Genomic DNA, 23,693 nt, shown 5'->3' on the forward strand with positions numbered 1-23,693 from the left:
GCGAAATTTGGGTTTGGCGGGGTGTACCTACGCCGACGCGAATTACTTGTCCGCGACGGTTGATGTAGGTGCAGATTGGTTTGTCGATTTCGGTGCTGATGGCTGCGACGCGCTGGGCGAATTCTGCCGTGGTGATGCGATCGCCCGGTAGTCGCTGGTGGTAAAGCTTTTCGAGTTGCTTGAGCTGGCTGGACTTTAAACCTTGAAGATTGCCGTAGATGGTTTCGATAACTGTTTCTCCCTCGCGCTCTGTGAATCTTATATTTTACTTAACTCCGGGCGATCGTGTTGTGGTTTGAAGTTTAAATTTACCATTCCTGCCATGAGACACTTCCTTTGACAACAGCAGTCTCAACTTGTACTTGTCTTTTGTATCTGCTGATACAGGCGATCGCTAAAAAAAAACGTTAACAAAACTTAACACATATTTTTGTGTTTCAGAATCCTCCTTTAGACTTGTGTGTATCTTGAGCCTAGAGACAGATAGCAAACTAAAAATTAGGTCGCTACTATGATAAGCGAAACATTGTTAAGGAATGTAAAAACATGGAAACTCGTCCTACTAACGTACCTACAACCACTAATGCTTACAACGGCAAAGATCGCAATGCCTTTTTGTTTGGCTTCAACCCGCAAGCAGAACTTTGGAACGGCCGCTTAGCGATGATAGGCTTCTTAGCTTATTTGCTCTGGGACTTGGCTGGATATAGCGTTCTACGCGACATCCTTCACTTTCTGCCTACCTATATTGCTCGCTAATAACGAGCATTGTTTCCGGTCTGGCAGTATGAGTAAATGCCACAACTGCCAGACCGGCTAAAAGTTACAAATAGCAGCGAGTATAATTTAGTTCGTTTGTAGCTTGCGTTACTTTTGACTGGCATTATAAAGATTTATTGCTGTGACTTGATGATTGCAGTTGGGGCGCGATCGCTGGCGCAGCGAATATTAAGAGCAAAACAGATATTTATTCCTGAGATGCGATCGCCCCTGCTGTATTTTTGGCAAGAAATTTCATCGATAACCTCTGATTGTATAGGAAAAATAGGAGCATCAACGATGATCGACTCAAATTTACTGGCAGTAGTAGAATCAGCTCTGACTGACACAGCATCAGGAAACTGGCAAAAGCCGATAGTGATGTTTGTTTGCAATATTTTAGCATTGCTAGTTCTGAGCCGCGTAATTTGGCATCCCCACGTCGGCCCTAAAATGCCTTTGCCCTTCCCGTCTCTGTTTAACAATGTTAGTGTTCCCGCATTTTTGGCATCAATGAGCGCCGGTCACATTCTAGGAGTATTAATGATTTTGACGATGGGCATCGATAAGTATATTTAGGAGCAATTGCGCTGCTGTTTTGGGGAATTTTTCCTTTAATGGATAGAGTGAAATCCGCAGAAAGTTTGTAGGGGTTAGTGAAATGGACTCACCCCTAATTTTAGGTTTGTATCTAAACTTTGTCTCAAATCAGTAGTAGACTTCTTCATAAGTTTTCGTTCAATACATAAACCGCAGATGAAAGGCAGATGCAACATCGATTGACGCAGATAATTTTAGATGATTTGTGCGTGAGTGCAAGAGTTACAGTATGGTGCATCAGATTGTTGGCTGGAAATAGCGGAGCAAATGTAAGGGTCTGACAGACCATACTATCTAAGTTCGGAAAAAATTAATTACAAAAAGGCTTTGGACGCTTACAGACTTTTAGGTGAAATTTTATTAAATTAATTCTGTCCAGCTACTTAACTACTTTAGACAGACGCAGGAGCCCGGGAAAGAGAGATAGATTTTAAAGAATCGGGTTTTGTCAAAACAAAATGCCTGAGCGTAGAAGTTTCAGCAGTGAAGCAATCCACGCCGATCCAGAATTGGGGAAGAAGATTTGTTGAATGCGAAAGCAATTCAAACTATTCAATGATAGCCCAACGGTGGGCAGCGTGCCGCAGAACTGCCCGACTAGCGGCGTTTAGCTATTTTTCGATTAATAGATGAGGTTTAAAACAATGGATTCTAATTCGATCGCAAATTCTGACAAAGAAAACCAAACTAACACTGGCGATACCGAACGCTGGGCTTCGTTAATTGGTGGCGGGGCGCTGGTGTTGTTTGGTTTGTCGCAGCGTTCTTTGAGAGGTGCTTTGCTGGCGGTTGCCGGTGGCGGTTTGGCGGCGCGCGGGCTGGGGGTTGCGGAGGGTTTGCAGTCGGCTGCAGATGCCAATCAAAGCATTAAAGTTGAAAAGACGGTGACGATCGACAAACCGGCTGATGAATTGTACCGTTTCTGGCGCGATTTTGAAAATTTACCTCGGTTTATGAAGCATCTCAAACACGTTACGGTAATAGATGACAAGCGTTCTCACTGGATTGCCAGCGCGCCGATCGGCAATAGTGTAGAATGGGATGCAGAAATTGTCCGCGAAGAAGAAAATCGATTAATTGCGTGGGTGTCTGTGGAAGGCGCGGATGTTGAGAATTCGGGTTTTGTACGCTTTCAACCAGCACCTGCAGGACGCGGTACTGAGGTCAAAGTTGCGATCGAATACAACCCTCCGGGCGGTGCGATTGCTGGTGCAGCGGCTAAGCTATTTGGGGAAGTCCCAGAACAGCAAATTGCTGACGATTTGCGCCGGTTTAAGCAGTTTATGGAAGCTGGGGAAATAGCTACGACGGCCGGTCAATCTTCTGGCCGCAAGTAATAATTGCGATCGCATCGGATAAATTAATTGTAATTCCGCTCCGGGGTGGGTTTTACCAACAATCCAAGATTCACAACATCCACAATAGATTTCTGGCAAAAGTTTTTTTCATCAATTTATAGGGCAGGCGAGACACCCCACAATAAAAAATAATTCTTGTGGGATGGGCCGGAAAGCCTGCCCTAGTTATTTTTGCAAGAGGTTATTAATAATTAAGTTTAACTTCGGGAACTAAAACGCGGCCGCTGTAACCCGCACGCTGGTATCGATCGATCGCCTCTGCTGCGATAACATCCGTTTTACCTGTCTCGACGAGCGCAACGCAAGCACCGCCAAAACCTCCACCCGTCAGCCTTGCACCGAAGACTCGGGGGATTGACTGCAAGATGGCCGCCAGCGTGTCTGCAGCGGGCACTGAAACTTCGCAGTCGTCGCGCAAACTCGCGTGGGAAGCATTCATTAACTCGCCGAAACGCTTTGCTGACAAAGATTTTACCGCTTGCAGTACCCGGTTGTTTTCGGTAATGACGTGGCGAGCTCGCCTTCTGAGGGGTTCGGGCAATACTTCCACTGCTTTGGGATCGGCGATATCTCTGAGAGCTTTAACTCCCAATATTCGGGCGGATTCCTCGCACTCAGCGCGCCGCTTGTTGTAGCCGCTTCCTGCTGCTAGTTGGTGGCTTTCGCCGCTGTCAATTACTAAAATTTCGGTGTCAGGAGGAAAAGGTATCGGGCGGTATTTGAGGCTGCGGGTGTCGAGAAATAGCATGGTGTTGGTGTCTGCTAAACTCGATGCCATTTGATCCATGATGCCACAGTTCAAACCGGCGTACCGGATTTCGGCTAGCTGTCCGATTTGAGCTAGCCGCACGTCGTCTAGGGGGAGGTTGAGCAAAGCGCGCATTCCTCTGAGGGTGGCTATTTCTAAGGCTGCGCTGCTGGACAAACCTGCGCCGATCGGCACGTTGGAGGTAATGTAAAGATTTATTGGCGGTATTTTGTATCCTTCTTTTTCTAAAAGTCTGAGGCAGCCGCAGATATAAGTTACGAATGTTTGCGGTATGGTATCGTCGTCTGAAAAATTTATGAGTTCGTCATATTCTGCTGAATAAAAATGGTGGCGATCGTCGCTGCTGAAGCCAATTTGTACTGTTGTGCGCTGGGGAATTGCCGTCGGCAGTACAAATCCGTCGTTGTAGTCTGTGTGTTCGCCCAGCAGGTTTACTCTTCCGGGCGCGCTGGCTTGGGTTTTGGGTAATGTACCAAATACTCGTTGGAAATTCATTTTTGGGGAATTGCTAATTGGTTCTTGGTTATTTGTTATTGGTTAGTTGTTATGGGTTATTTGGAAAAATAGCTATCTGTGTATCCGTGACTTCCGTGTCGTGCTGCTGGTAATTGGGAAGAAATAAATTTATTTTTTATCGTTGCTGCTTTTATAGTGCCTAAGTTTTTTGGTTAATTCAAGCCATGTTAACAAAAATCAACATGGCTGTAGGTGAGGAAAAAATATGAGGTTGTGATAAAATGACAGGCTAAGATTTCTCCCAGCAATTCAAAAAATGCGATCGACCAGACCCCGGAAACAGTTTGCTCAACATTGGCTCAAAAGCGAGAAAGCCTTAGATAGGATTGTCAAAGCAGCGAATTTGGATGGTTCTCGCGTCCTGGAAATCGGGCCGGGCACTGGGATTCTGACTCGGCGCTTGCTGCCGGAGGCTGAGTCTGTTGTTGCGGTGGAGATCGATCGAGATTTGTGCCTAAAACTAGCCAAGCAACTAGGCAAAACCGACAACTTTTTACTGCTACAGGGCGATTTTTTGGAAATAAACTTAGATGCTGAACTAACAGCCTTTCCAAAATTCCAAAATCCCAATAAAGTTGTTGCCAACATTCCCTATAATATCACCGGCCCGATCCTGCAAAAACTGCTGGGAACGATATCTGCGCCTGCTGCTAAACCCTTTGATTCGATCGTGCTGTTAGTGCAGAAAGAAGTCGCCCAAAGACTTTACGCTAAACCGGGTTCTACAGCTTTTGGCGCTTTGTCGGTGCGGGTACAATATTTAGCAGAATGCGAGTTAGTTTGTGATGTGCCTTCTAGAGATTTTTATCCGCCTCCAAAAGTCGATTCTGCCGTGGTGCGGCTGCGTCCTAGACAGATAGAAACTACGGCTGTTAATCCACGCTATTTAGAGACTTTATTGAAGTTGGGATTTGGCAGCAAGCGCAAGATGCTGCGAAATAATTTGAAAGGGGCTGTGGATTTAGATAAGCTCGTTCAATTGTTAGAAAATTTACAGATAAATCCTCAATCTCGCGCTGAAGATTTGAGCGTGGATCAATGGGTAAATTTGAGCAATAATTTGTTTTCGGATGACCACTGACCAATCACTAATGATATCATATTCGGTAGATTAATAACAAAAATGTTTGGTTCGTAGTGCGGAATGCGAGTCCGCAACTTGGATCGGACTCGCATTCCGCACTACGAACTAATTTTAGCTCGATAGACCGACCGGACGTGATATGACTGCTGACTAATGACCAATAACTAATGACTGCCGATCCTGCATAATATTTCCTTTGAGTTGTGAGAAAATGGACTCGGACTGGTATCAATTAATTTCAACCAGGTGTTTCTTTCACCTGCGGCTTAATTACCTATGCGTTCATATTCTCTCCTAGCTTCAGCAAAAATCAATCTGTATTTGGAAATAATAGGCGATCGCCCCGACGGATATCACGAACTGGCGATGGTACTTCAAAGCATAGATTTGGCCGATCGAATTGACTTGCGCGCGATTGGTACCGACACGATTCGCGTGCGTTGCGATCACCCGCAAGTTCCTCCTGACAAAAATAATTTGGCTTACCGGGCGGCGGATTTGCTGGCGCAGCAATTCCCCGATGCTTTGGCAAAATACGGCGGAGTCGAGATTGCGATTCACAAGCAGATTCCGGTGGCGGCGGGGCTCGCCGGCGGTTCTGCAAATGCGGCTGCGGTTTTAGTCGGGATGGATTTGCTTTGGCAATTGGGACTCACTCAGTCGGAGTTGCAAGAGTTGGGGGGAACTTTGGGTTCGGATGTGCCTTTTTGCATTGGTGGAGGTACGGCTTTGGCAACTGGTCGCGGGGATAAACTGTCGCCACTGCCGGATTTGGGAGGTTTTTCTGTGGTGCTGGCGAAGTACCGCAATCTCAGTATTTCTACGGCATGGTCGTATCAAACTTATCGCCAGCAGTTCAGTAGTTCCTATTGTGGATCGGAGGATTTGGACTGTCGCCGGGAACGGCTGCACTCGGGGCCGATGGTGGGGGCGATCGCCCAAAAAGATCGATCGAAAATTGGTCAATTGCTGCACAACGATTTAGAAAAAGTGGCTTTACCCGTGTACCCGCAGGTGTTGCAGTTGCGGGAAGCATTTGAGTCGGCGGGGGTTTTGGGAACGATGATGTCGGGTTCCGGGCCGACGGTGTTTGCACTCTGCGAGTCTCAAGAGCAGGCTCAGCAGATTGTGGAACGGGTGAAAAGTGCGATCGCTTCTCCCGATTTGGATTTTTGGGTAGCAAATTTTAGCAATACTGGGATTCGGATTTGTTCGGAGGGAAACGATACAAAACCGCCGATTGCGAGGGTGTAACTCGCAGGTGGTGCGATCGCGATCGCCCTAATTGGCCAATTAGGGCGATCGAGTCCGATCTATCTAACTTTGCGTAGAGTCTATTGAGATAGAAGAACTGATAAAATGGCATGAAACACGGATTTTAGTTTGGTTAATTCACCAAAAATCTAAAATCTTATACTTGTTCTGAGTGAAGTCGAAGAATCTAAAATCTCAAATCGCCATGACTGATTTAACTAATCCAAATTCTACTTCTCAACCTCTAAATTCTGCTGGGGATGCAGCGCCCGCATCTGGGCGACAGCCTACAGTTTTGCGGTGCATAACGGGTTCCCTAATCGCAAGCGCGTTAACTTTTGCTTTGTATTCGCTAACTATGTCGATCGCTCTAAGTTTTGCTAGCAAGCCGGTGCAGTCCAGCAATATTGCTGTGCTTAAAATTAGTGTCGCCGTGCGAACTTTGGTAGTGGGAATGACGGCTTTGGGTATGGGCGTATTTGGACTGGCGGCTGTCGGTTTGATGCTGCTGGGTTTGCAAATTTGGATTCAAAAATTGGGGAAAAAACCCACAGTTTGAAGTCTACAGGTTGAAACCATCGGGCCAAACAAACTCTCGTCCCCCTCGCAAAAACTGAATAGTCAGATAGAGCCTTTATCAGAAAGATGAGGTGCTGTCGGCCAAACCGGCCCAACCGGCCCGCGCAGGGCATTGGCCCGCGCAGGGCATACCTCACAACGCGATCGAACCGCTATAGAAGCAATGGAATTATTTACGATCGGACACTCCAATCAGAGTATTGAATCGTTTCTTTTGCTGCTGAAAAAACACGGAATAACAGCGGTTGCGGACGTGAGATCGCATCCTTTCAGCCGCTATTTACCTCATTTCAATAAATCAGAAATTACCGCTTTTTTGTCAGCAGCCCGCATTCAATATGTTTTTTTAGGCAAAGAGTTAGGTGCGAGACCGGAAGATTTAAGCTGTTATGATACTGAGGGTAAAGCTTTGTACGATCGCATAGCAGCAACTCCTCTATTTTCCGCCGGAATTCAGCGCTTGCTCAAAGGCGCAGCCAATTATAAAATCAGTTTAATGTGTGCCGAAAAAGACCCGATAACTTGTCATCGCACTATTTTAGTTTGCCACAAACTCAAAGCATTTAATTTGCAAATTAAGCACATTCTGTCCGATGGAACTTTAGAGTCGCACCAGGATTTAGAAGCAAGACTTTTGAGCAAGTTTAACCAAGCAAAAAACCACGAGCTGCCAATTCAGTTAAGCTTGTTTGAATTAGCACCTCAAGTTGATGAAATAGTTGATTTAGAAACAGCTTATTATCGTTACGGATTGACAAGGGCATATATCAGTAAATAAGGCAATTATCGGCTATACATTCTTTATTTTTGATGAATTATAGCAGCAACTCTTGACATTTCATACATTGGACAGTATCGTAGGGCGATCGGCGCGCACCATAGCGTTTAAAATTTTATTCTAGATTTAACGTTCTTCGTGGTATAATTCTTCGGCACTGTAGCAGAAAGGAGTGCTTTTTTATGAAAGCAGAATTTTATTATGACTGTCACAGATATATTTGTAGTTTAGTTCAAGTTGATTTTGTCAAAGAATTAAAAATTAAAAATCATCAAGGTTTTGTGTTAGCTGTTAAGCAAGGCGAAAAGATTGGGCTTTTGGGAAAAAGTCGCCATAATGCTAAACAAATTGATGTTTCTAAGCCGCATTTTTATAATGTGATTAAAGCAGCTATGAGCGCTTTGGAATTAGAAACGAGAAATGAGGTGATATTAGAGAGGAATCGCACGATTGCTGAGGGCGAAGATATGATTCAGCAGCAAAATCGAGAAATTCGTCTTTTGAATGAACAGCTGAGAATTCAAGCGACTAAAATTGAACAATTGTTAAGGGAAAATCAGCAGTTATCGGCGCAGCTTGTAGAGAAGGAAATTAGAGCAACTCAAATTATTCCAGCCATTGAGGAAGATTTGGCGGCGGAAATTGAGGATGGAATTGGAGAAGCTGAAATTAGTCAAGAAATTGATGATTTGCCGATTATAGATGCTGGGTTAGAGGTGCATTTAATCGAAAATCAGCAGGATTTGGAGGAGGTTGAGATAGCGGAAACAATCAGCGAGGGCGGTGTTGAAGTTGTTGATTTAGAAATCATAGAAGAAGTAGACGCTACATTAGAAGTTGCAGGAGGTGAAAGTGAAATTAAGCACCTAGCGAAAAGGGGTTCACAGAGAAGGAATAAAAAGAAATAATGACATTTTTTAATATTTTTTAATATTCAAAGGTTGGTTGTGTTATCAATTCCGGTTGCACCGTCAGGTGATTGTTGATTGTTGACTGTTGACTGTTGACTGTTGACTCGATTTTATTATTCCGATGCAACCGGAAACGATATGAGAACTTCACTCCTGAGATTTTTCTGATTACTTCTGTTCTCACTAAGTAAAAAGGCGCAAATAAACAGCACTGTGCAATGAAATGTCAATCGCACGCTTCTCCTCAAGCCGAACTGCCTCCTGCGTGATGCCAAGGATAAATATTCGCGCCGATTTAGTGATAGCAATCCTCAATCAGTACAAATATGTAGGATAGTGCCAAGAATGCCTGCCCGCAGCGATCGGGGTGGGTTTACCGGATCTATTTTTTTTATTTATAAATATTGGCGAAGCGAACTCCTACAGGAATCGCAACTAATTGAGCGGAGATGATATTATGCCATTTTTAGTCTGGCTTTTTCAGCTATCAGGTACTCCGGCACCCAAAATCGATCGACAGACATCAGAATAGCTACAGATATGAAAATATCAATATTCTCTCCCATTTCCTCAGTCGGCAACAAACCAAACAATTCGTCAAATTCCTTGACATCTGCTAAAATTTTATCAAAGTCCTTGACAAGTTCGTCCGGGTAGATGCCGTGAATTGCTCCATTATCTTCATAATAGGCTTCTTCGTCGGGGAAAAATTGTGACGGTTTGAGTTCTTCCAGCAGGTAATCTAGTTTTTGAAACTCTTCTTCCAAAACAATGGTGGCGATGTCTTCCCCGGCTTGCTGTAAGATAATTCGATCGCCCTTTTGCATGACTCGTTTAATTATCTCGATCGCATTTTTGCAAAAATCCTCAACAGTTAAGCGAAAAAAAACCTCGCCACTGGCCAATTTTTCCCCCGCAGCATCGCCCGCAGCCAAATTTTGAGAATTATCTAGGGCGATCGGTAAAATCACAGGTGCGATGGCTACGCCCCGGCTTGCGCCTACGAACTATTGTCACTAACATTAAATCCTTCAGTCATCAGCAATTCCCCAAGATAGGCATAATTGTTGAGAATATTGCACAATAGATCAAAATGTAAACATATAGCACCTACGTCTTTTTACCGCCGATGAATAGCAGATTTCTCGATCGACTCCACCACCCCTCGCGCCCAGTCATCGTCTTCGACGGCGCCATGGGAACCAACCTGCAAGTCCAAAACCTCACCGCAGAAGACTTCGGCGGCAAAGAATACGAAGGCTGTAACGAATATCTCGTGCACACCAAACCGGAAGCCGTCGCCACCGTGCACAGAGGATTCCTCGAAGCAGGCGCTGATGTCATCGAAACAGACACCTTCGGCGCTGCTTCCATCGTGCTCGCCGAATACGATTTAGCAGACAAAGCATATTATCTTAACAAAACAGCGGCAGAACTTGCCAAGGGAATCGCCGCCGAATTTGACACGCCAGAAAAACCGAGATTTGTCGCAGGATCGATCGGGCCAGGCACCAAATTGCCAACCTTAGGACACATTGATTTCGACACGCTAACCGCCGCTTTTACCGAACAAGCAGAAGGACTTTATGACGGCGGCGTTGACTTATTTCTTGTCGAAACTTGTCAAGACGTGCTGCAAATTAAATCAGCATTAAATGCTATTGAAGAAGTATTTAAGAAAAAAGGTGCGCGGATTCCATTAATGGTATCAATCACAATGGAAGCCACCGGCACGATGTTAGTCGGTTCCGACATCAGCGCCGCCCTCGCCATTTTGCAACCCTATCCCATAGATATTTTAGGATTAAACTGCGCCACCGGGCCCGATCGCATGACGGAACACGTCAAATACCTTTCCGAACATTCGCCCTTCGTAATTTCCTGCATTCCCAACGCCGGTTTACCCGAAAACATCGGTGGCCACGCGCACTACAAACTCACGCCAATAGAATTAAAAATGGCCTTGATGCGCTTCGTCGAAGACTTAGGCGTGCAAGTCATCGGCGGCTGCTGCGGCACCCGCTACGATCACATCCAACAACTATCAGAAATTGGCGAAACTCTCACGCCAAAAATTCGCGAATTTTCTTGGGAACCGGCCGCTGCTTCAATTTATAGCGCCCAACCCTACGAACAAGAAAATTCTTTCTTAATTGTCGGCGAAAAACTCAACGCCAGCGGTTCCAAAAAATGCCGCGATTTGCTAAACGCCGAAGATTGGGACGGTTTAGTAGCAATGGCTAGGGAACAAGTGCGAGAAGGTGCCCACGTTCTCGATGTCAACGTTGATTATGTCGGGCGCGACGGCGTGCGCGACATGAAACAATTAGTTTCCCGCGTGGTGACTAATGCAACTCTGCCCTTAATGTTGGATTCCACCGAATGGGAAAAAATGGAAGCGGGGTTAAAAGTTGCCGGCGGCAAATGTTTGCTGAATTCTACTAACTATGAAGACGGAGAACCGCGCTTTTATCAAGTTTTGGAATTGGCAAAAAAATACGGCGCAGGGATAGTAATTGGGACGATTGATGAAGATGGGATGGCTAGAACTGCTGACCAAAAATTTGCGATCGCCCAACGCGCCTATAACGCCGCCGTCGCCTTCGGAATTAGCGCTGAGGAAATCTTTTTTGACCCCTTAGCTTTGCCCATTTCCACCGGGATTGAAGAAGACCGAAAAAACGGCAAAGCTACCATCGAATCGATCCGCCGCATCCGCCAAGAATTGCCGGGTTGTCACGTAATTTTGGGAGTTTCTAATATTTCCTTCGGCTTGAATCCGGCGGCGCGGCAAGTTTTGAATTCCATGTTTTTGCACGAAGCGATGCAGGCGGGGATGGATTCGGCTATTATCAGCGCTAACAAGATTTTGCCGATCGCCAAAATCGACCCCAAACACCAGGAAATCTGCCGTAAACTGATTTACGACGAGAGGGAGTTCGACGGCGAAATTTGCGTTTACGACCCCTTGGGCGACCTAACAACGGTGTTTGCTGGCAAAACTACCAAGCGCGATCGGACAGAAGACGCAAACCTCCCCGTAGAAGAACGCCTGAAGCAGCACATCATCGACGGCGAACGAATTGGGCTCGACATCCAACTCGCCAAAGCATTAGAAACCTATCCACCCCTCCACATTATCAATACCTTCTTGCTAGACGGCATGAAAGTAGTAGGAGAATTGTTCGGTTCGGGACAAATGCAGCTACCGTTTGTATTGCAGTCAGCAGAAACTATGAAAGCCGCCGTTGCCTATTTAGAACCGTACATGGAAAAGTCAGAATCCGGGGATAATGCCAAAGGCACATTCCTGATCGCGACTGTTAAAGGCGACGTTCACGACATCGGCAAAAACTTGGTTGATATTATCCTATCAAACAACGGCTACCGAGTGATTAACTTGGGAATCAAACAGTCGGTTGACAACATCATCGAAGCCTACGAAAAGCACAAAGCCGACTGTATTGCAATGAGCGGTTTGCTAGTGAAATCCACCGCATTCATGAAAGAAAATCTGGAAGCATTCAACCAGAAAGGAATCACCGTTCCCGTGATTTTGGGGGGTGCAGCTTTGACTCCAAAGTTTGTGCATGAAGATTGCCAAAATACGTATAAAGGTAAAGTAATTTACGGCAAAGATGCGTTTTCTGACTTGCATTTCATGGAGAAACTCATGCCAGCCAAATCTGCTGGTAACTGGGAAGATTTGCAAGGATTTTTAGATGAATTAGGGCAAGAAAATAAGACGGTGAAAGCAGCTAAAATTTCGGCAGAAACTGCTGTAGAAGATGCTGGGAAACCAGATATTCCGGTGGTGATTGATACCAGGCGTTCCGAAGCGGTTGCTGCAGATATCGATCGCCCAAATCCTCCTTTCTGGGGAACGAAACTGTTGCAGGGAGAAGACATCCCCTTTGAGGAGATTTTCTGGCACTTAGATTTGCAAGCATTAGTGGCGGGACAGTGGCAGTTCCGCAAGCCCAAAGATCAATCGCGGGAAGAATACGATGCTTTCTTAGCGGAAAAAGTTTATCCGATATTGGAGGAATGGAAACACAAAATTATTGCCGAAAAGCTATTGAATCCCCAAGCAATTTACGGGTATTTTCCCTGTCAATCTGAAGGCAATTCTTTGTATGTGTACGATCCAGAAATTATGAGTAACGGGCAAGATTTATCGACACCCGCAGCAACATTAACGTTTCCCCGCCAAAAATCGGCGCGCCGGCTGTGTATTGCCGACTTCTTCGCACCGAAAGAATCGGGTAAAATCGATGTATTTCCGATGCAAGTAGCGACGGTGGGAGAAGTTGCTACAGAGTACGCGCAAAAGCTATTTGCTAACAATCAATATACCGATTATCTCTACTTTCACGGGTTAGCGGTGCAGACGGCGGAAGCAATAGCAGAATGGACTCACGCGCGGATTCGGCGGGAATTGGGCTTTGGTAGCGAAGAACCGGACAATATTCGGGATATGCTAGCGCAGAGATATCGCGGTTCGCGGTACAGTTTTGGCTATCCTGCTTGTCCGAATATGGCGGATCAGTACAAGCAACTGGAATTGCTAAAGTGCGATCGGATAAACTTGTACATGGATGAAAGCGAGCAGCTTTATCCCGAACAATCCACCACTGCAATTATCACCTATCACCCAGCGGCTAAATACTTTACCGCCTAATTTGTAGGGTGAGGAAGGCCCAAATTATACTCGTTACTCGTTCCCCGGTTCTACCTGGGAACGAGAAAATTCACCCTGCTTGTTAAGGTGAATTTTGGGGGTTCTAGACTCAGCTACAACCGACATTTATTATGGATTTTAGTGTTAAGTTGTCATATCAAATCCGGTAGCATCGGAATTACAAAATCGAGTCAGATCAAATCCGCGCTTCATACTTCTGTATTCATCTCTCTCTCTTGTCTTCCTCTGTGTTCTCTGCGCCCTCTGCGGTTAAATCACCTGACGATGCTACCGGAAACGATATCACCAACGGGTAGAGCCTGCGAAGGAGAAATGGCCGATGCCCGATTCCCAATTCCCGAACTCTGTCTTACGAGTAATTCCGGGGAGTGCGCGCCCCTGCAGATGCCCCTGCCATTGAAGCAACCAAACCCAATAGGGAGCCGAACAAAAATGACCAGCCAGCTTTGGCGGCATTTTCTGCAATATTGCGAGTATCTTGAGCCGATACGTTAGGCGCTTGGTTCGGCAGATTGACCACACCTTGCTGGGCTTGATTAATCACTTCTCCGGCATTGGCAGCTACTATGCCAAAAGTACCGGCCACGCCGTTTGCTAACAGCCAAGAGCCAATTGTTAAGGTAGTTGCCCACAAAATTGCTCCGTTCAAAAGTGCCGTGCTACGGTTCATCGGGCCGCAAGCGCGAGCTGTTACCCAGCCGCCAACGCCTAAGCTAATTAGCAAACTGATAATTGACCAAATTCCTACCCCAGTACCGACGCTGCTGGCAATAGTGCGCGGTGCTCCTGAATTAGCGATGTTGCTTAAGCCGATCGCCGCGCCCAATGCACTTAACACCAGTTGGGTGGCGATCGCAATTACCAAACCAGAAAATATCGGGCCCCACCGCACTCGATCGTGGTATTCCATCACTGAATTCACCACCACCGGTTCAGTAACAACGTTATCGGCAGGTCTATTTACGTAGGACATATTTTTTTCCTCTGAACTGTTTTTATTTTTAAGAATCTAGAACTTATGTATTGATTTTGGCTGAGATTGATAAAAACTATATCTGCCTGGGGAAATAACCAGAATCTCTGTCTGAAGAAAGAAACAAAAAAGTCATCATATCAATTCCGGTTTCACTCCTGTTGACTGTTGACTGTTAACTGTTGAGTGTTGACTGTTGAGGGGCGGGGCGAAAAACTGAATGGTTGAGTGTTAACTGTTGACTCGATTTTATGATTCCGATGCAACCGGAAACGATATCAGCCATCAGTCAGAAGCTATTAGCTAATGACTGATGACTGATGACCAAGAAAATGGGACACAAGCCCCGTCCTTTTAGGACGGCTTTTCTTGATTCCTAATATACTCCTTTAAGACTTCTAGAGGTGCACCACCTACGGAAACTGCGAAATAACTGGGACTCCACAAAGCTTCCTTGTGTGGTTTCTTGTGTCCGGCTTGCCCATATCGACGGCTAGACACCCCTTTTAGCGCATTCACTATTTGAGAAACAGAAAGTTTAGGCGGATACTCAATCAGCGCATGAACGTGATTGCCTTCACCGTTAAACTCTAGAACCTGAAAATTCATTTTTTCGGCAACCTCTCGAAATGATTTTTCAATCAAGTCAAGACTTTCACTTGTAAATACAGGCCGACGATACTTTGTCACGCAGACCAAGTGGATCTTAAGTTCTGTAACAGAATGTCGTTCTCGGCGATAGTCGGTTGTCATTTTTGGCAAACCAAGATATGATTTAGTTGCAGACCAACTTTAGCACAGTTATGAAATCACGATATCGTTACAGATTCTACCCAACCGACCAACAACGACAGAGCCTAGCTCAGTTGTTTGGCTGCGTGCGTGTAGTCTGGAACGATGCGCTTGCTCTGTGTAAGCAGTCCGAGAAAAAGCCGAGTTCAGTAGATTTGCAAAAAATCGTAATTACCCAGGCTAAAAATACTGAGGAAAGAGCTTGGCTAGGAGATGTGTCCTGCGTCCCATTACAGCAGTCGGTTGCCGACCTGGATGTTGCTTTTAAGAACTTCTTCAACTCCTGCAAAGGGAAAAGAAAAGGACGTAAAGTCGGATATCCTAAGTTCAAAAAACGAACTAACAGCCAATCGGCGCGTTTTAGAGTTGGAGGGTTTTCCCTCAAAGGTGATGGAGTTTATTTAGCCAAGATTGGAATTGTTAACCCAGTCTGGTCTAGAGAATTGCCATCTGAACCTAGCTCTGTCACGGTAATCAAAGACTGTGCGAACCGCTATTTTCTAAGTTTTGTTGTAGAGGTCAAACCAATTCAATCCGAAGCTAAAAGCCCAAGTATCGGGATTGATTTGGGAATTAAAACTTTTGCAGTAATGAGTAACGGTGAAAAAGTCGAAAGCCCTAGCTATAAAAAACTAGACCGAAAAGTTCGCAAACTACAACGCAAATTAGCCCATCAGCCCAAAGATTCTAGGAGAAGGAATGTAACTCGCATCAGAATTGCGAAACTGCATAATGGAATTGCCGACACCCGCTCATATTTTCTCCACAAACTGTCAACCAAAATAGTCAACGAAAACCAAGTGATTATTTTGGAAGATTTGAATGTGTCAGGAATGGTCAAGAACCGGAAACTTTCAAGAGCGATTAGTCAGCAAGGCTGGTACGAATTCCGAACGCTTTGCGAGGCTAAATCAGAGAAACTTGGTAGAGAGTTTAAGGTAATTAGTCGCTGGGAACCCACTAGCCAAGTGTGTTCGGATTGTGGATTCAAGTGGGGCAAAATTGATTTATCTATCCGCTCAGTGCTTTGTCTAAGTTGCAACACCGAGCAGGATAGAGATGAAAATGCCGCTAAGAATATAGAGAAAGTCGGGATGGGGAATCGCCACGACTCTAAATGTACGCAGAGACAGAGTAAGACAACTTCGGTTGCATCAGTCGGTGAAGCGTAAAGAATCCCCGTGCGTTTACGCCGGGGAGTATTTCAAGAATAACTATTTTATCCAGTTAAACAAAGTTCGCCGACGTATAGAGGAAAGGCTGCTTAACGCAATCTTACAGCCGTTCCGACGGCAGTAATCAGCAGGAGAGCTCCCGAAGAGTCTACATTAATCGTGCCAGTATCAACTTCCACCCCGATGACGGCATTAGCACCGAGACGCCCTGCCCGTTTTTCCAGTTCCGCGAGGGCATCTCGCTGTCCTTTGAGAAACACTTCCTCATAACTGCCGGTGCGCCCGCCGATGATGTCGCGAATCCCCGCGAAAAAATCTCGCAGGGCGTTGGTGCCGTAGACCACCTCAGCAGTTACAATTCCCAAGTAAGATTGAATTTCTGCTCCTTGGATGATATCAGTTGTTGTTACAATCATCAGTTGCCCTCAAGTGCGAAAATTTTGAGTGAGTCGAGTTCTGTAGATTTACTACATCTCGCCGTTCCAAGATTCCAGCCAAACCCTAAGCTGGAGCGTCGATTAAAGAATTGAAGAATTTTGGATTGACGCTCCAGCACCTTGAATCACCGGAGGTTGAACTAAACTCTAAAATTTTGGGATATACTCTGACGCTAGCGTCAGTGGTTTGTATCCGTTTCTTGCAGCTCAGCGCTAGCAAGCTGGCTGCAACTCGCTCTTTTATTCCACACATTCTTTGAAACAAATGGCCGTCCACAAACAAAGTCTCTTGGTATTAAGTACGCTGTTGGTAGCGGGATTCGCGATCGCAGCGCCGCAGGTAGCGCTATCAGCAGAAACATCTGTTCAAGTTCAACCTAAAAACGATTCAAATTTAGACGATCTGCTGCGACAAGGACGCGAGTTGGTAAATGCAGGAGATTACAGTAAGGCGATCGACGTTTATCAGCAAGCAGCGCGTTTAGATGCCGAAAACCCGCGCATTTTTTCCGGTATTGGCTATTTAGAAGCGCGTCAAGGCAACTATCAAGCCTCTGTAGAATTTTACCAACAGGCGATCGGTCTCGAACCCAAAAATGCTGATTTTCAATACGCCCTAGGATATGCTATGGCGAACCTACAAAACTATCCCGCAGCAGCCTCCGCTTACCGCCGCGCCACTGCGCTCGATCGCAAAAATGTCAACGCCCGCATCGGTCTGGGAGTGGTACTTTTTCAGCAAAAAGATTACAGCGGTTCATTTAAAGCATACCAAGAGGCGATCGCCCTCGATCCGAAAAATTGGCAAGCTTATTCTTCAATGGGTTTAGTATTGATCCAGCAGGGAAATTTTGCCAGTGCTGTCACCGTGCTCGAAGAAGCAGCCAAACTCGCTCCCAAACAGTCCAGCATCCAGTTAAAATTAGGTAGTGCTTTGCTGCGGAACGGCAACACTTCCGAAGGACTAGCAGCTTTTGAAGAAGCAGCCAAACTAGAGCCACGAAATCCCGAAGTGCAAGTAGAAATCGCCGAACTTCTCAGATCTCAAAACGACTTAGACGGAGCCGTGGTAGCTTATAAGCGGGCGATTGACGTGCGCCCGAATTTAGTTGAAGCATACGTGGCGATCGGGGAAATTCAAATCCAAAAACAAGATTTTGTAGGAGCGATTATCACTTTTAGGCGAGTGATCCAGATCGATCCAAACAGAGCAGAAGCTTATTACGATATGGGTCAAGCACTCAAAGCGCGCGATCGCACATCCGAAGCAATTCAAGCTTTCCAACAAGCTCTAGACACTTACCGCCAGCAAGGAAACAATGATGGCGCCCAAAAAGCCGAGGCTGCCCTCAATGAACTCAAATAATTAGTCAGTAGTCATTAGTCATTAGTCATTGGTCATTGGTCATTAGTCATTGGTCATTAGTCATTAGTCATTGGTCATTAGTCATTGGTCATTAGTCATTAGTCATTAGTTATTAGTCATTAGTCATTAGACAAGCTAGTTTTTAATCTCGCAAACTAACTTGTCATCCAATACGGTTTAGTTAAGACGATCCATGTGCTAAAATATTCTGAAAACCAAATAATACTGCGATTGCTTCGTTGCTCTATTAAGAGGATTTTAAGTAAACCGTATTGATTTATAATTAGGATCTAAAACTTAATAACTTAAACACCTCCTACAGTCCTCTATCCTGTAAGTTAGCAGATAAAAGGAGGCTCTTCCTCGCCTATCTGCATTACCAGACAGAGCGAAAGTATCGAGCAATTGCTTAAGTTATTAAATTTTCATTCCTTAGTCATTAGTTAAAATGTCTACTAACTACTGACAACTAACTACTGACAACTGCCAACTGCCAACTGCCAACTGACAACTAACTACTGACAACTGCCAACTGCCAACTGCCAACTGACAACTGCCAACTGCCAACTGCCAACTATGAATTCAAATGATTCTAAACCTGCGCTATACGAGATGAATCCGCTAGGTCGATTTTCCGATCGCGCCGCCGATTATGTCAAATACCGCCCGACTTATCCAGCCGCTGCGATTGAGGCGATTTTAGATGGACTTGGGGAATCTTCGCAATTAACAGCAGCCGATATCGGTGCAGGTACGGGGATTTCTTCGCGTCATTTAGCAGAAAGAGGTGTTCGAGTATTAGCGATCGAGCCTAATGCCGAAATGAGACAAGCGGCTGCACCTCACGAGCGGGTAGAGTTTAGAGAAGGAACTTCTGAAGCTACTAATTTGCCCGACTCATCCCTCGATTTAGTCTCGTGTTTCCAGTCTTTTCATTGGTTTAATCCTGTTTTAAGCTTACCAGAATTTCGGCGAATTCTCAAGCCGTCGGGAAGGTTGGCTGTAGTTTGGAATTTGCGCGATCGCGCGGATGCGCTGACACTAGGTTACACTCAAATTGTTAAAAGCGCTTCTAACAGCCATCCTGCCGAAAAGCGAGCTCGCGCGATCGAGCCATTGCTTGCGAGTCCAGATTTTAGTGACGTGCGCGCGATCGAATTTGCTCACAGACAAAATGTAGATTTAGCAGGTTTGATCGGGCGGGCCAAAAGCGCGTCGTACATTCCCAACTCCGGGCCTCACTTGCAGAAAATCATCTCGGATTTAACCGAGCTTTATCAAGCTCACTGCGGCGATCGAGGCTTTGTTTCATTAGTTTACAAAACAAGAGTTTATTTGGGAAATCGTACTGATAATTAATTTTTTGTGTGACGCAAGTAAATTCCAAAATCTGTGGTATGATGCAGGGGCTAGTTGGCAGGAGCGATCGAAGGTTCAACAATTGACACTTGAAAGCAAACAATTGATCGGTCAATTCAAGAAACAAGCAGGCGATCGCACGACAGCATTTAATAAAACCTCCATCTTTTGTAAGATACTAAAACTAATCTCTGAAGATGAATCTATTTCTATTGATAGAGACTGCCAACTTGTTAACATTTGTAAAATCAAACAAAATATCCTATCCCCAGAGCTTCATTTATGCAAACCTATGATGTAATTATCATCGGAGCGGGTCACAACGGACTTGTCTGTGCCTCTTATCTCCTCAAAGCCGGATATACAGTCCTTTTGTTAGAAAAACGTTCGGTTCCCGGCGGCGCGGCGACTACCGAAGCTGCGATTCCCGAATTACCCGATTTTAAATTCAATTTGTGCGCGATCGACCACGAATTTATCCATCTAGGGCCAGTCGTAGAAGAATTAGAACTGGAAAAATACGGTTTAGAATATCTTTACTGCGATCCAGTCGTTTTTTGTCCGCATCCAGACGGCAAATATTTCTTAGCACACACTTCCGTCGAAAAAACTTGTGCAGAAATTGCCCGCTACAACGAGCGCGACGCGAAAAAATATGCCGAATATACAGATTTTTGGCAGCGCGCTTTAAGTGCAATGATCCCGATGTTCAATGCGCCACCAAAATCTATTATAGATATTGCCGGCAACTACGATATTGCCAAACTCAAAGACTTATTTTCAGTCATCGGTTCCCCCGACAAAACGCTGGACTTTATTCGCACGATGATTACCAGCGCTGAGGACATTCTCAACGAGTGGTTTGATGAGGAATTTCTGAAAGCACCCTTAGCGAGACTCGCTTCAGAATTGGGCGCGCCTCCTTCGCAAAAAACCATTGCGATCGGTGCAATTATGATGGCCATGCGCCACAATCCCGGCATGGCGAGGCCTCGCGGGGGAACGGGTGCATTGGTGCAAGCGCTCGTCAATTTAGTCAAAACCTATGCGGGTGTTATACTTACCGACCAGCACGTTGAGAAAATATTAGTTGATAATGGCCGCGCGGTGGGAGTTCGAGTTGCAGGCGGCACCGAATATCGAGCTACTAAAGGCGTCATTTCTAATATTGATGCTAAGCGTCTGTTTCTGCACTTAATGGATGACAGCGATGTTGATGCTGCTGACCCGAATTTGCGGGAAAGATTGGAGCGCAAAATTGTCAATAACAACGAGACAATTCTGAAAATTGATTTAGCTCTCAATGAAGTACCTAAATTCGATCGCTGGAATCACCGAGATGAATATTTGATGGGTTCTGTGTTGATTGCTGACTCGGTGAAACACGTGGAAATTGCTCATACTCAGCCTGCGATCGGCAAAATCCCCGATTCCGATCCGTCGATGTATGTCGTGTTTCCTACCGTAAGAGACCCGTCGATGGCTCCTCCCGGACACCATACGGCTTGGATTGAATTTTTTGCTCCTTACCAAATCGAAAATGCTGAGGGAACCGGTCAGCACGGTACGGGTTGGACGGATGAGCTGAAAAACAAAGTTGCCGATCGCTGCATTGACAAATTAGCAGAATACGCGCCGAATATCAAGAACTCAATTATCGGCCGCCGCGTGGAAAGTCCGGCCGAATTGGGAGAGCGTTTGGGGGCGCTGAAGGGGAATTATTACCACGTTGACATGACGCTGGATCAGATGATATTTTTCCGTCCTTTACCGGAGTTGGCCAATTACAAAACGCCGATCGACGGTTTGTTTTTAACTGGTGCGGGTACGCACCCTGGCGGCTCGATTTCGGGGATGCCGGGACGCAATACGGCTCGCGTCTTCATGCACTCGCAGCAGCCGATCGCGCAAACTTTGGCGGATGCGGCTAATTCTTTGAAATCGACGGCTAAGTCGGTGTTTCGGAGTAATTAGAAGCTAAGGGGGCGGGCATTCCCCGCCCTTATTGATTGACTGTTTTTGGTAAGCTTAGTTGAAAAATAGGGTGATTTTATGTATAATTAAATGTTAAGTTTTAGATCAAAAGGAAATCCGTAAGCTGTTATGCACCCTGGTAATGATTGAAGAAATCCGCAATAAAATTGTTCAAAGCCAGTTTGAGTTCTCACAGCACGCTCTCAATCAAAGCATCATCCGCCAGATCGCGGTGCAAGAACTGCGCGACGCTATTTCAAGCGGTGAAGTTATCGAAGATTATCCAGACGACAAATATGGTCCAAGCTGCCTGATACAGGGTTTTACCCTAGCAGCTCGACCTTTGCACATCCAGTGTAGTTATCCATCCCGCCCTTTGATAAAAATTATTACCCTATACGAACCGAGCGCTGAACTGTGGATGAATTTCAAAGTTAGGAGAACTCAAAATGAGCAATGAAGTCTGGAAAGAAACCATGATTGAACAAAGAGTTAACTATACTCTTGAAATGGATGGAAATTTTATCATTATTGAAAATGTGCCAGCCCGATTGTGTGTAGAAACAGGAGAGCGTTTTTTCTCACCAGAAACTGTAGAGCGACTACAGCAAATCATCTGGAAAGGAAAACAGCCAAGTCGCACGCTGGAAGTCCCTATTTATGACTTTGTATAGTTAGCAAATCAAGAGGAAGTCCAGGTAATGTCATCCCAACTTTTAAAAGATCGTTTTCAGGCTCTGGAGTTGGTTGAAATCGGCGACAGTCATCTCAAATTGGCAGAAATCGATCGAGCCGAAGAAAATTTTGCTAGAGCTTTTCAGATAGCCCAAGCATTCCCAAATAACATTCCTAAAGCTTTGCCTAAAACCTCATTTTCTGTAAGAGAGCAAGTGTTAGATTTGTTCCTCCGCAGTTATGCTAAAGTAGAAAACTACGGCTCTGCTGTTCGGGTGGCACGAGGCATAGAAGATGAGGATTTTCAAGCTTGTGCGTTAAGTGCGATCGCGTCTCAAGTTGCAGCATCTGGACAAGCTGACTCGGCTCTCAGTATTGCCCAAATAATAGAAATTAACTATTATAAAGCTCGGGCTTCGATCGATATTTATTACAGCTACAGTCAGGCAGAACAAACCAACAAAGCTGCTGAGATATTGACTCAGATTATCCGAATTGCTGGGGTCATAAAAAACGATCGAGAGCCAGCTTGGATGTTAACTCATCTTTCCTACTATGTCCAGGAAAATTTAGGACAGCTAGATACAGCTTTTGAGATTGCCCAACTGGTAGAAAATGACCGTGACAAAGCCTGGATTTTAAATCGGCTCGCCAGAAAATATGCTAAAATAGGGCAATTCGATCGAGCCATCCAGATTGCTGAAATAATAATAGACAATGAGGAAAAAGAATTAGCTCTAGCTTGGATCGCTGATGAATATGCAAAAGCCGGACAATCGGATGCAGCCTTGAAAATTGTTGCAACCATAGATAATGATTGGAAAAACTCACCCTTAATTCAAATTGTCAAAAATTATGTCGCATCCGGACAATTTGAACAGGCCAAGGAAATTGCAGGAATGATAAAAGATCCAGATGATGAGGATGAGAATGATTGGAAATGGGAGGCAATGAGCGATATAGCTGGCGGTTATGCTAAAGCGGGGCAATTTGACAAAGCACTTGAATTTGCAGAAAATTTAGAGAACGAATATCACAAAGACGAAGCGTTATGGGCAATTGCTTACCGCTATGCTGAACTAGGACAATTTGAGTCGATTATTAAAATGGCTCCAGCTTCTATTTCTGCCGGTGACGATCCATTAGCGGTAATCGCGGAATTGATGGTCTCCCAAGAATTAGAATGCGATAGAATTATAGCAATTACTAAAACCTTAGAGAACGAATTTGACCAAAGAGCGTTGTTAAGGTCGATTATTTATCAATATGCAAATACCGAAAATAATTCCGATAAAATTATCAAATTTGCTCGCTCTGCAACTGATGAATCAATCAAATATGTCGCATTGGAGCATCTGGCTAAAAGCTACGTGGAAGCAAAAGATTACGATCGAGTTTTGGAAATTGCTAAAAGCATAGGGCTAGAAAAAGTGAGAGTTACCTCTTGGAAATATATTATTCCTCCGAGCTGATAAAGTTAGTGATTTTCCAGAATAATTATTGCGAGATAATTTCTTCAGCATGATGACGCATCAAGGGAAAACGAAGGGCGATCGAACTTAACACCTTCTCTAAATCGGGAGCATTTTTTGCCAAACTTGGAGCTGGTTCGCGCTCTTTCAAAACTGGCTG

At 45.1% G+C, this 23,693-nt stretch carries 23 protein-coding genes; 17 read left to right on the plus strand and 6 right to left on the minus strand.

The window, feature by feature from the left end:
- Positions 1 to 13: 13 nt before the first annotated feature.
- From IQ263_RS28230 to IQ263_RS06055, 4 genes are all read left to right on the plus strand, one after another.
- The gene (locus tag IQ263_RS28230) at positions 14 to 151 is read left to right on the plus strand and encodes a hypothetical protein (protein WP_228049827.1); all 138 of its coding nucleotides are present in this window, start codon (positions 14 to 16) and stop codon (positions 149 to 151) included.
- Positions 152 to 546: 395 nt separating this feature from the next.
- Positions 547 to 759: a chlorophyll a/b-binding protein gene (locus IQ263_RS06045; protein ID WP_194066620.1), complete on the plus strand. Its 213-nt coding sequence runs from the start codon at positions 547 to 549 to the stop codon at positions 757 to 759.
- A gap of 150 nt (positions 760 to 909) precedes the next feature.
- Complete coding sequence (locus tag IQ263_RS06050) at positions 910 to 1,338, plus strand: photosystem I reaction center subunit PsaK (RefSeq protein WP_228049830.1); 429 nt, start codon at positions 910 to 912, stop codon at positions 1,336 to 1,338.
- Positions 1,339 to 2,003: 665 nt separating this feature from the next.
- Positions 2,004 to 2,696 carry an SRPBCC family protein gene (locus IQ263_RS06055; protein ID WP_194066621.1) on the plus strand — a complete coding sequence of 231 codons (693 nt, stop codon included), beginning with the start codon at positions 2,004 to 2,006 and terminating at the stop codon, positions 2,694 to 2,696.
- 205 nt (positions 2,697 to 2,901) lie between these two features.
- Here the strand turns inward: IQ263_RS06055 and galK are convergent, their stop codons facing one another.
- Positions 2,902 to 3,981, minus strand: a complete 1,080-nt coding sequence (gene galK, locus IQ263_RS06060; protein WP_194066622.1) for a galactokinase — start codon at positions 3,979 to 3,981, stop codon at positions 2,902 to 2,904.
- 277 nt (positions 3,982 to 4,258) lie between these two features.
- Between galK and rsmA the strand changes: the two genes are divergently transcribed.
- The 5 genes from rsmA (at position 4,259) to IQ263_RS06085 (ending at position 8,605) form a co-directional block, all read left to right on the plus strand.
- On the plus strand, positions 4,259 to 5,083 hold the full coding sequence (rsmA, locus tag IQ263_RS06065) for a 16S rRNA (adenine(1518)-N(6)/adenine(1519)-N(6))-dimethyltransferase RsmA (RefSeq protein WP_194066623.1): 825 nt from the start codon (positions 4,259 to 4,261) through the stop codon (positions 5,081 to 5,083).
- A gap of 279 nt (positions 5,084 to 5,362) precedes the next feature.
- Positions 5,363 to 6,340, plus strand: a complete 978-nt coding sequence (gene ispE / locus IQ263_RS06070) for a 4-(cytidine 5'-diphospho)-2-C-methyl-D-erythritol kinase (RefSeq protein ID WP_194066624.1) — start codon at positions 5,363 to 5,365, stop codon at positions 6,338 to 6,340.
- Between the two features lie 205 nt (positions 6,341 to 6,545).
- Complete coding sequence (locus IQ263_RS06075) at positions 6,546 to 6,899, plus strand: DUF3082 domain-containing protein (protein WP_194066625.1); 354 nt, start codon at positions 6,546 to 6,548, stop codon at positions 6,897 to 6,899.
- Between the two features lie 183 nt (positions 6,900 to 7,082).
- Positions 7,083 to 7,697, plus strand: a complete 615-nt coding sequence (locus IQ263_RS06080) for a DUF488 domain-containing protein (protein WP_194066626.1) — start codon at positions 7,083 to 7,085, stop codon at positions 7,695 to 7,697.
- Between the two features lie 182 nt (positions 7,698 to 7,879).
- Positions 7,880 to 8,605, plus strand: a complete 726-nt coding sequence (locus tag IQ263_RS06085) for a hypothetical protein (protein ID WP_194066627.1) — start codon at positions 7,880 to 7,882, stop codon at positions 8,603 to 8,605.
- A 458-nt stretch (positions 8,606 to 9,063) separates the two neighbouring features.
- Here IQ263_RS06085 and IQ263_RS06090 read toward each other — a convergent pair whose 3' ends face one another.
- Positions 9,064 to 9,579, minus strand: a complete 516-nt coding sequence (locus IQ263_RS06090) for a type II toxin-antitoxin system Phd/YefM family antitoxin (RefSeq protein WP_339384766.1) — start codon at positions 9,577 to 9,579, stop codon at positions 9,064 to 9,066.
- 158 nt (positions 9,580 to 9,737) lie between these two features.
- On the opposite strand from IQ263_RS06090, the gene metH reads away from it, so the two are divergent.
- A complete protein-coding gene (gene metH / locus IQ263_RS06095; RefSeq protein ID WP_194066628.1) occupies positions 9,738 to 13,289 on the plus strand; it encodes a methionine synthase in 3,552 nt (1,183 codons plus the stop codon).
- A 370-nt stretch (positions 13,290 to 13,659) separates the two neighbouring features.
- Here the strand turns inward: metH and IQ263_RS06100 are convergent, their stop codons facing one another.
- A complete protein-coding gene (locus IQ263_RS06100) occupies positions 13,660 to 14,283 on the minus strand; it encodes a hypothetical protein (RefSeq protein ID WP_194066629.1) in 624 nt (207 codons plus the stop codon).
- Between the two features lie 354 nt (positions 14,284 to 14,637).
- On the minus strand, positions 14,638 to 15,036 hold the full coding sequence (gene tnpA / locus IQ263_RS06105) for an IS200/IS605 family transposase (protein WP_015175779.1): 399 nt from the start codon (positions 15,034 to 15,036) through the stop codon (positions 14,638 to 14,640).
- 50 nt (positions 15,037 to 15,086) lie between these two features.
- On the opposite strand from tnpA, the gene IQ263_RS06110 reads away from it, so the two are divergent.
- On the plus strand, positions 15,087 to 16,247 hold the full coding sequence (locus IQ263_RS06110) for an RNA-guided endonuclease InsQ/TnpB family protein (RefSeq protein WP_194066630.1): 1,161 nt from the start codon (positions 15,087 to 15,089) through the stop codon (positions 16,245 to 16,247).
- A gap of 92 nt (positions 16,248 to 16,339) precedes the next feature.
- On the opposite strand, the gene IQ263_RS06115 is transcribed toward IQ263_RS06110, so the two are convergent.
- On the minus strand, positions 16,340 to 16,666 hold the full coding sequence (locus IQ263_RS06115; RefSeq protein WP_194011360.1) for a YbjQ family protein: 327 nt from the start codon (positions 16,664 to 16,666) through the stop codon (positions 16,340 to 16,342).
- Between the two features lie 286 nt (positions 16,667 to 16,952).
- Here IQ263_RS06115 and IQ263_RS06120 point away from each other — a divergent pair, with 286 nt between their 5' ends.
- From IQ263_RS06120 to IQ263_RS06145, 6 genes are all read left to right on the plus strand, one after another.
- Positions 16,953 to 18,053 (plus strand): tetratricopeptide repeat protein, encoded by a 1,101-nt coding sequence (locus IQ263_RS06120; RefSeq protein WP_194066631.1) that lies wholly within the window; start codon positions 16,953 to 16,955, stop codon positions 18,051 to 18,053.
- Positions 18,054 to 18,629: 576 nt separating this feature from the next.
- Complete coding sequence (locus tag IQ263_RS06125; protein ID WP_194066632.1) at positions 18,630 to 19,412, plus strand: class I SAM-dependent methyltransferase; 783 nt, start codon at positions 18,630 to 18,632, stop codon at positions 19,410 to 19,412.
- A 282-nt stretch (positions 19,413 to 19,694) separates the two neighbouring features.
- A complete protein-coding gene (gene crtO / locus IQ263_RS06130) occupies positions 19,695 to 21,386 on the plus strand; it encodes a beta-carotene ketolase CrtO (RefSeq protein ID WP_194066633.1) in 1,692 nt (563 codons plus the stop codon).
- Positions 21,387 to 21,528: 142 nt separating this feature from the next.
- Entirely contained in the window at positions 21,529 to 21,846 is a 318-nt protein-coding gene (locus IQ263_RS06135; protein ID WP_194066634.1) for a DUF4258 domain-containing protein, read from the plus strand.
- Complete coding sequence (locus IQ263_RS06140) at positions 21,836 to 22,060, plus strand: YgiT-type zinc finger protein (protein WP_194066635.1); 225 nt, start codon at positions 21,836 to 21,838, stop codon at positions 22,058 to 22,060. Before IQ263_RS06135 ends, IQ263_RS06140 begins: the two co-directional genes overlap by 11 nt.
- Positions 22,061 to 22,087: 27 nt before the next feature.
- Positions 22,088 to 23,533 carry a tetratricopeptide repeat protein gene (locus tag IQ263_RS06145; protein WP_194066636.1) on the plus strand — a complete coding sequence of 482 codons (1,446 nt, stop codon included), beginning with the start codon at positions 22,088 to 22,090 and terminating at the stop codon, positions 23,531 to 23,533.
- 25 nt (positions 23,534 to 23,558) lie between these two features.
- On the opposite strand, the gene IQ263_RS29190 is transcribed toward IQ263_RS06145, so the two are convergent.
- On the minus strand, positions 23,559 to 23,684 hold the full coding sequence (locus IQ263_RS29190; RefSeq protein ID WP_255513389.1) for a hypothetical protein: 126 nt from the start codon (positions 23,682 to 23,684) through the stop codon (positions 23,559 to 23,561).
- Positions 23,685 to 23,693: the final 9 nt, after the last annotated feature.

The organism is Tychonema sp. LEGE 06208, from assembly GCF_015207505.1.
Classification (GTDB): Bacteria; Cyanobacteriota; Cyanobacteriia; order Cyanobacteriales; family Microcoleaceae; genus Microcoleus.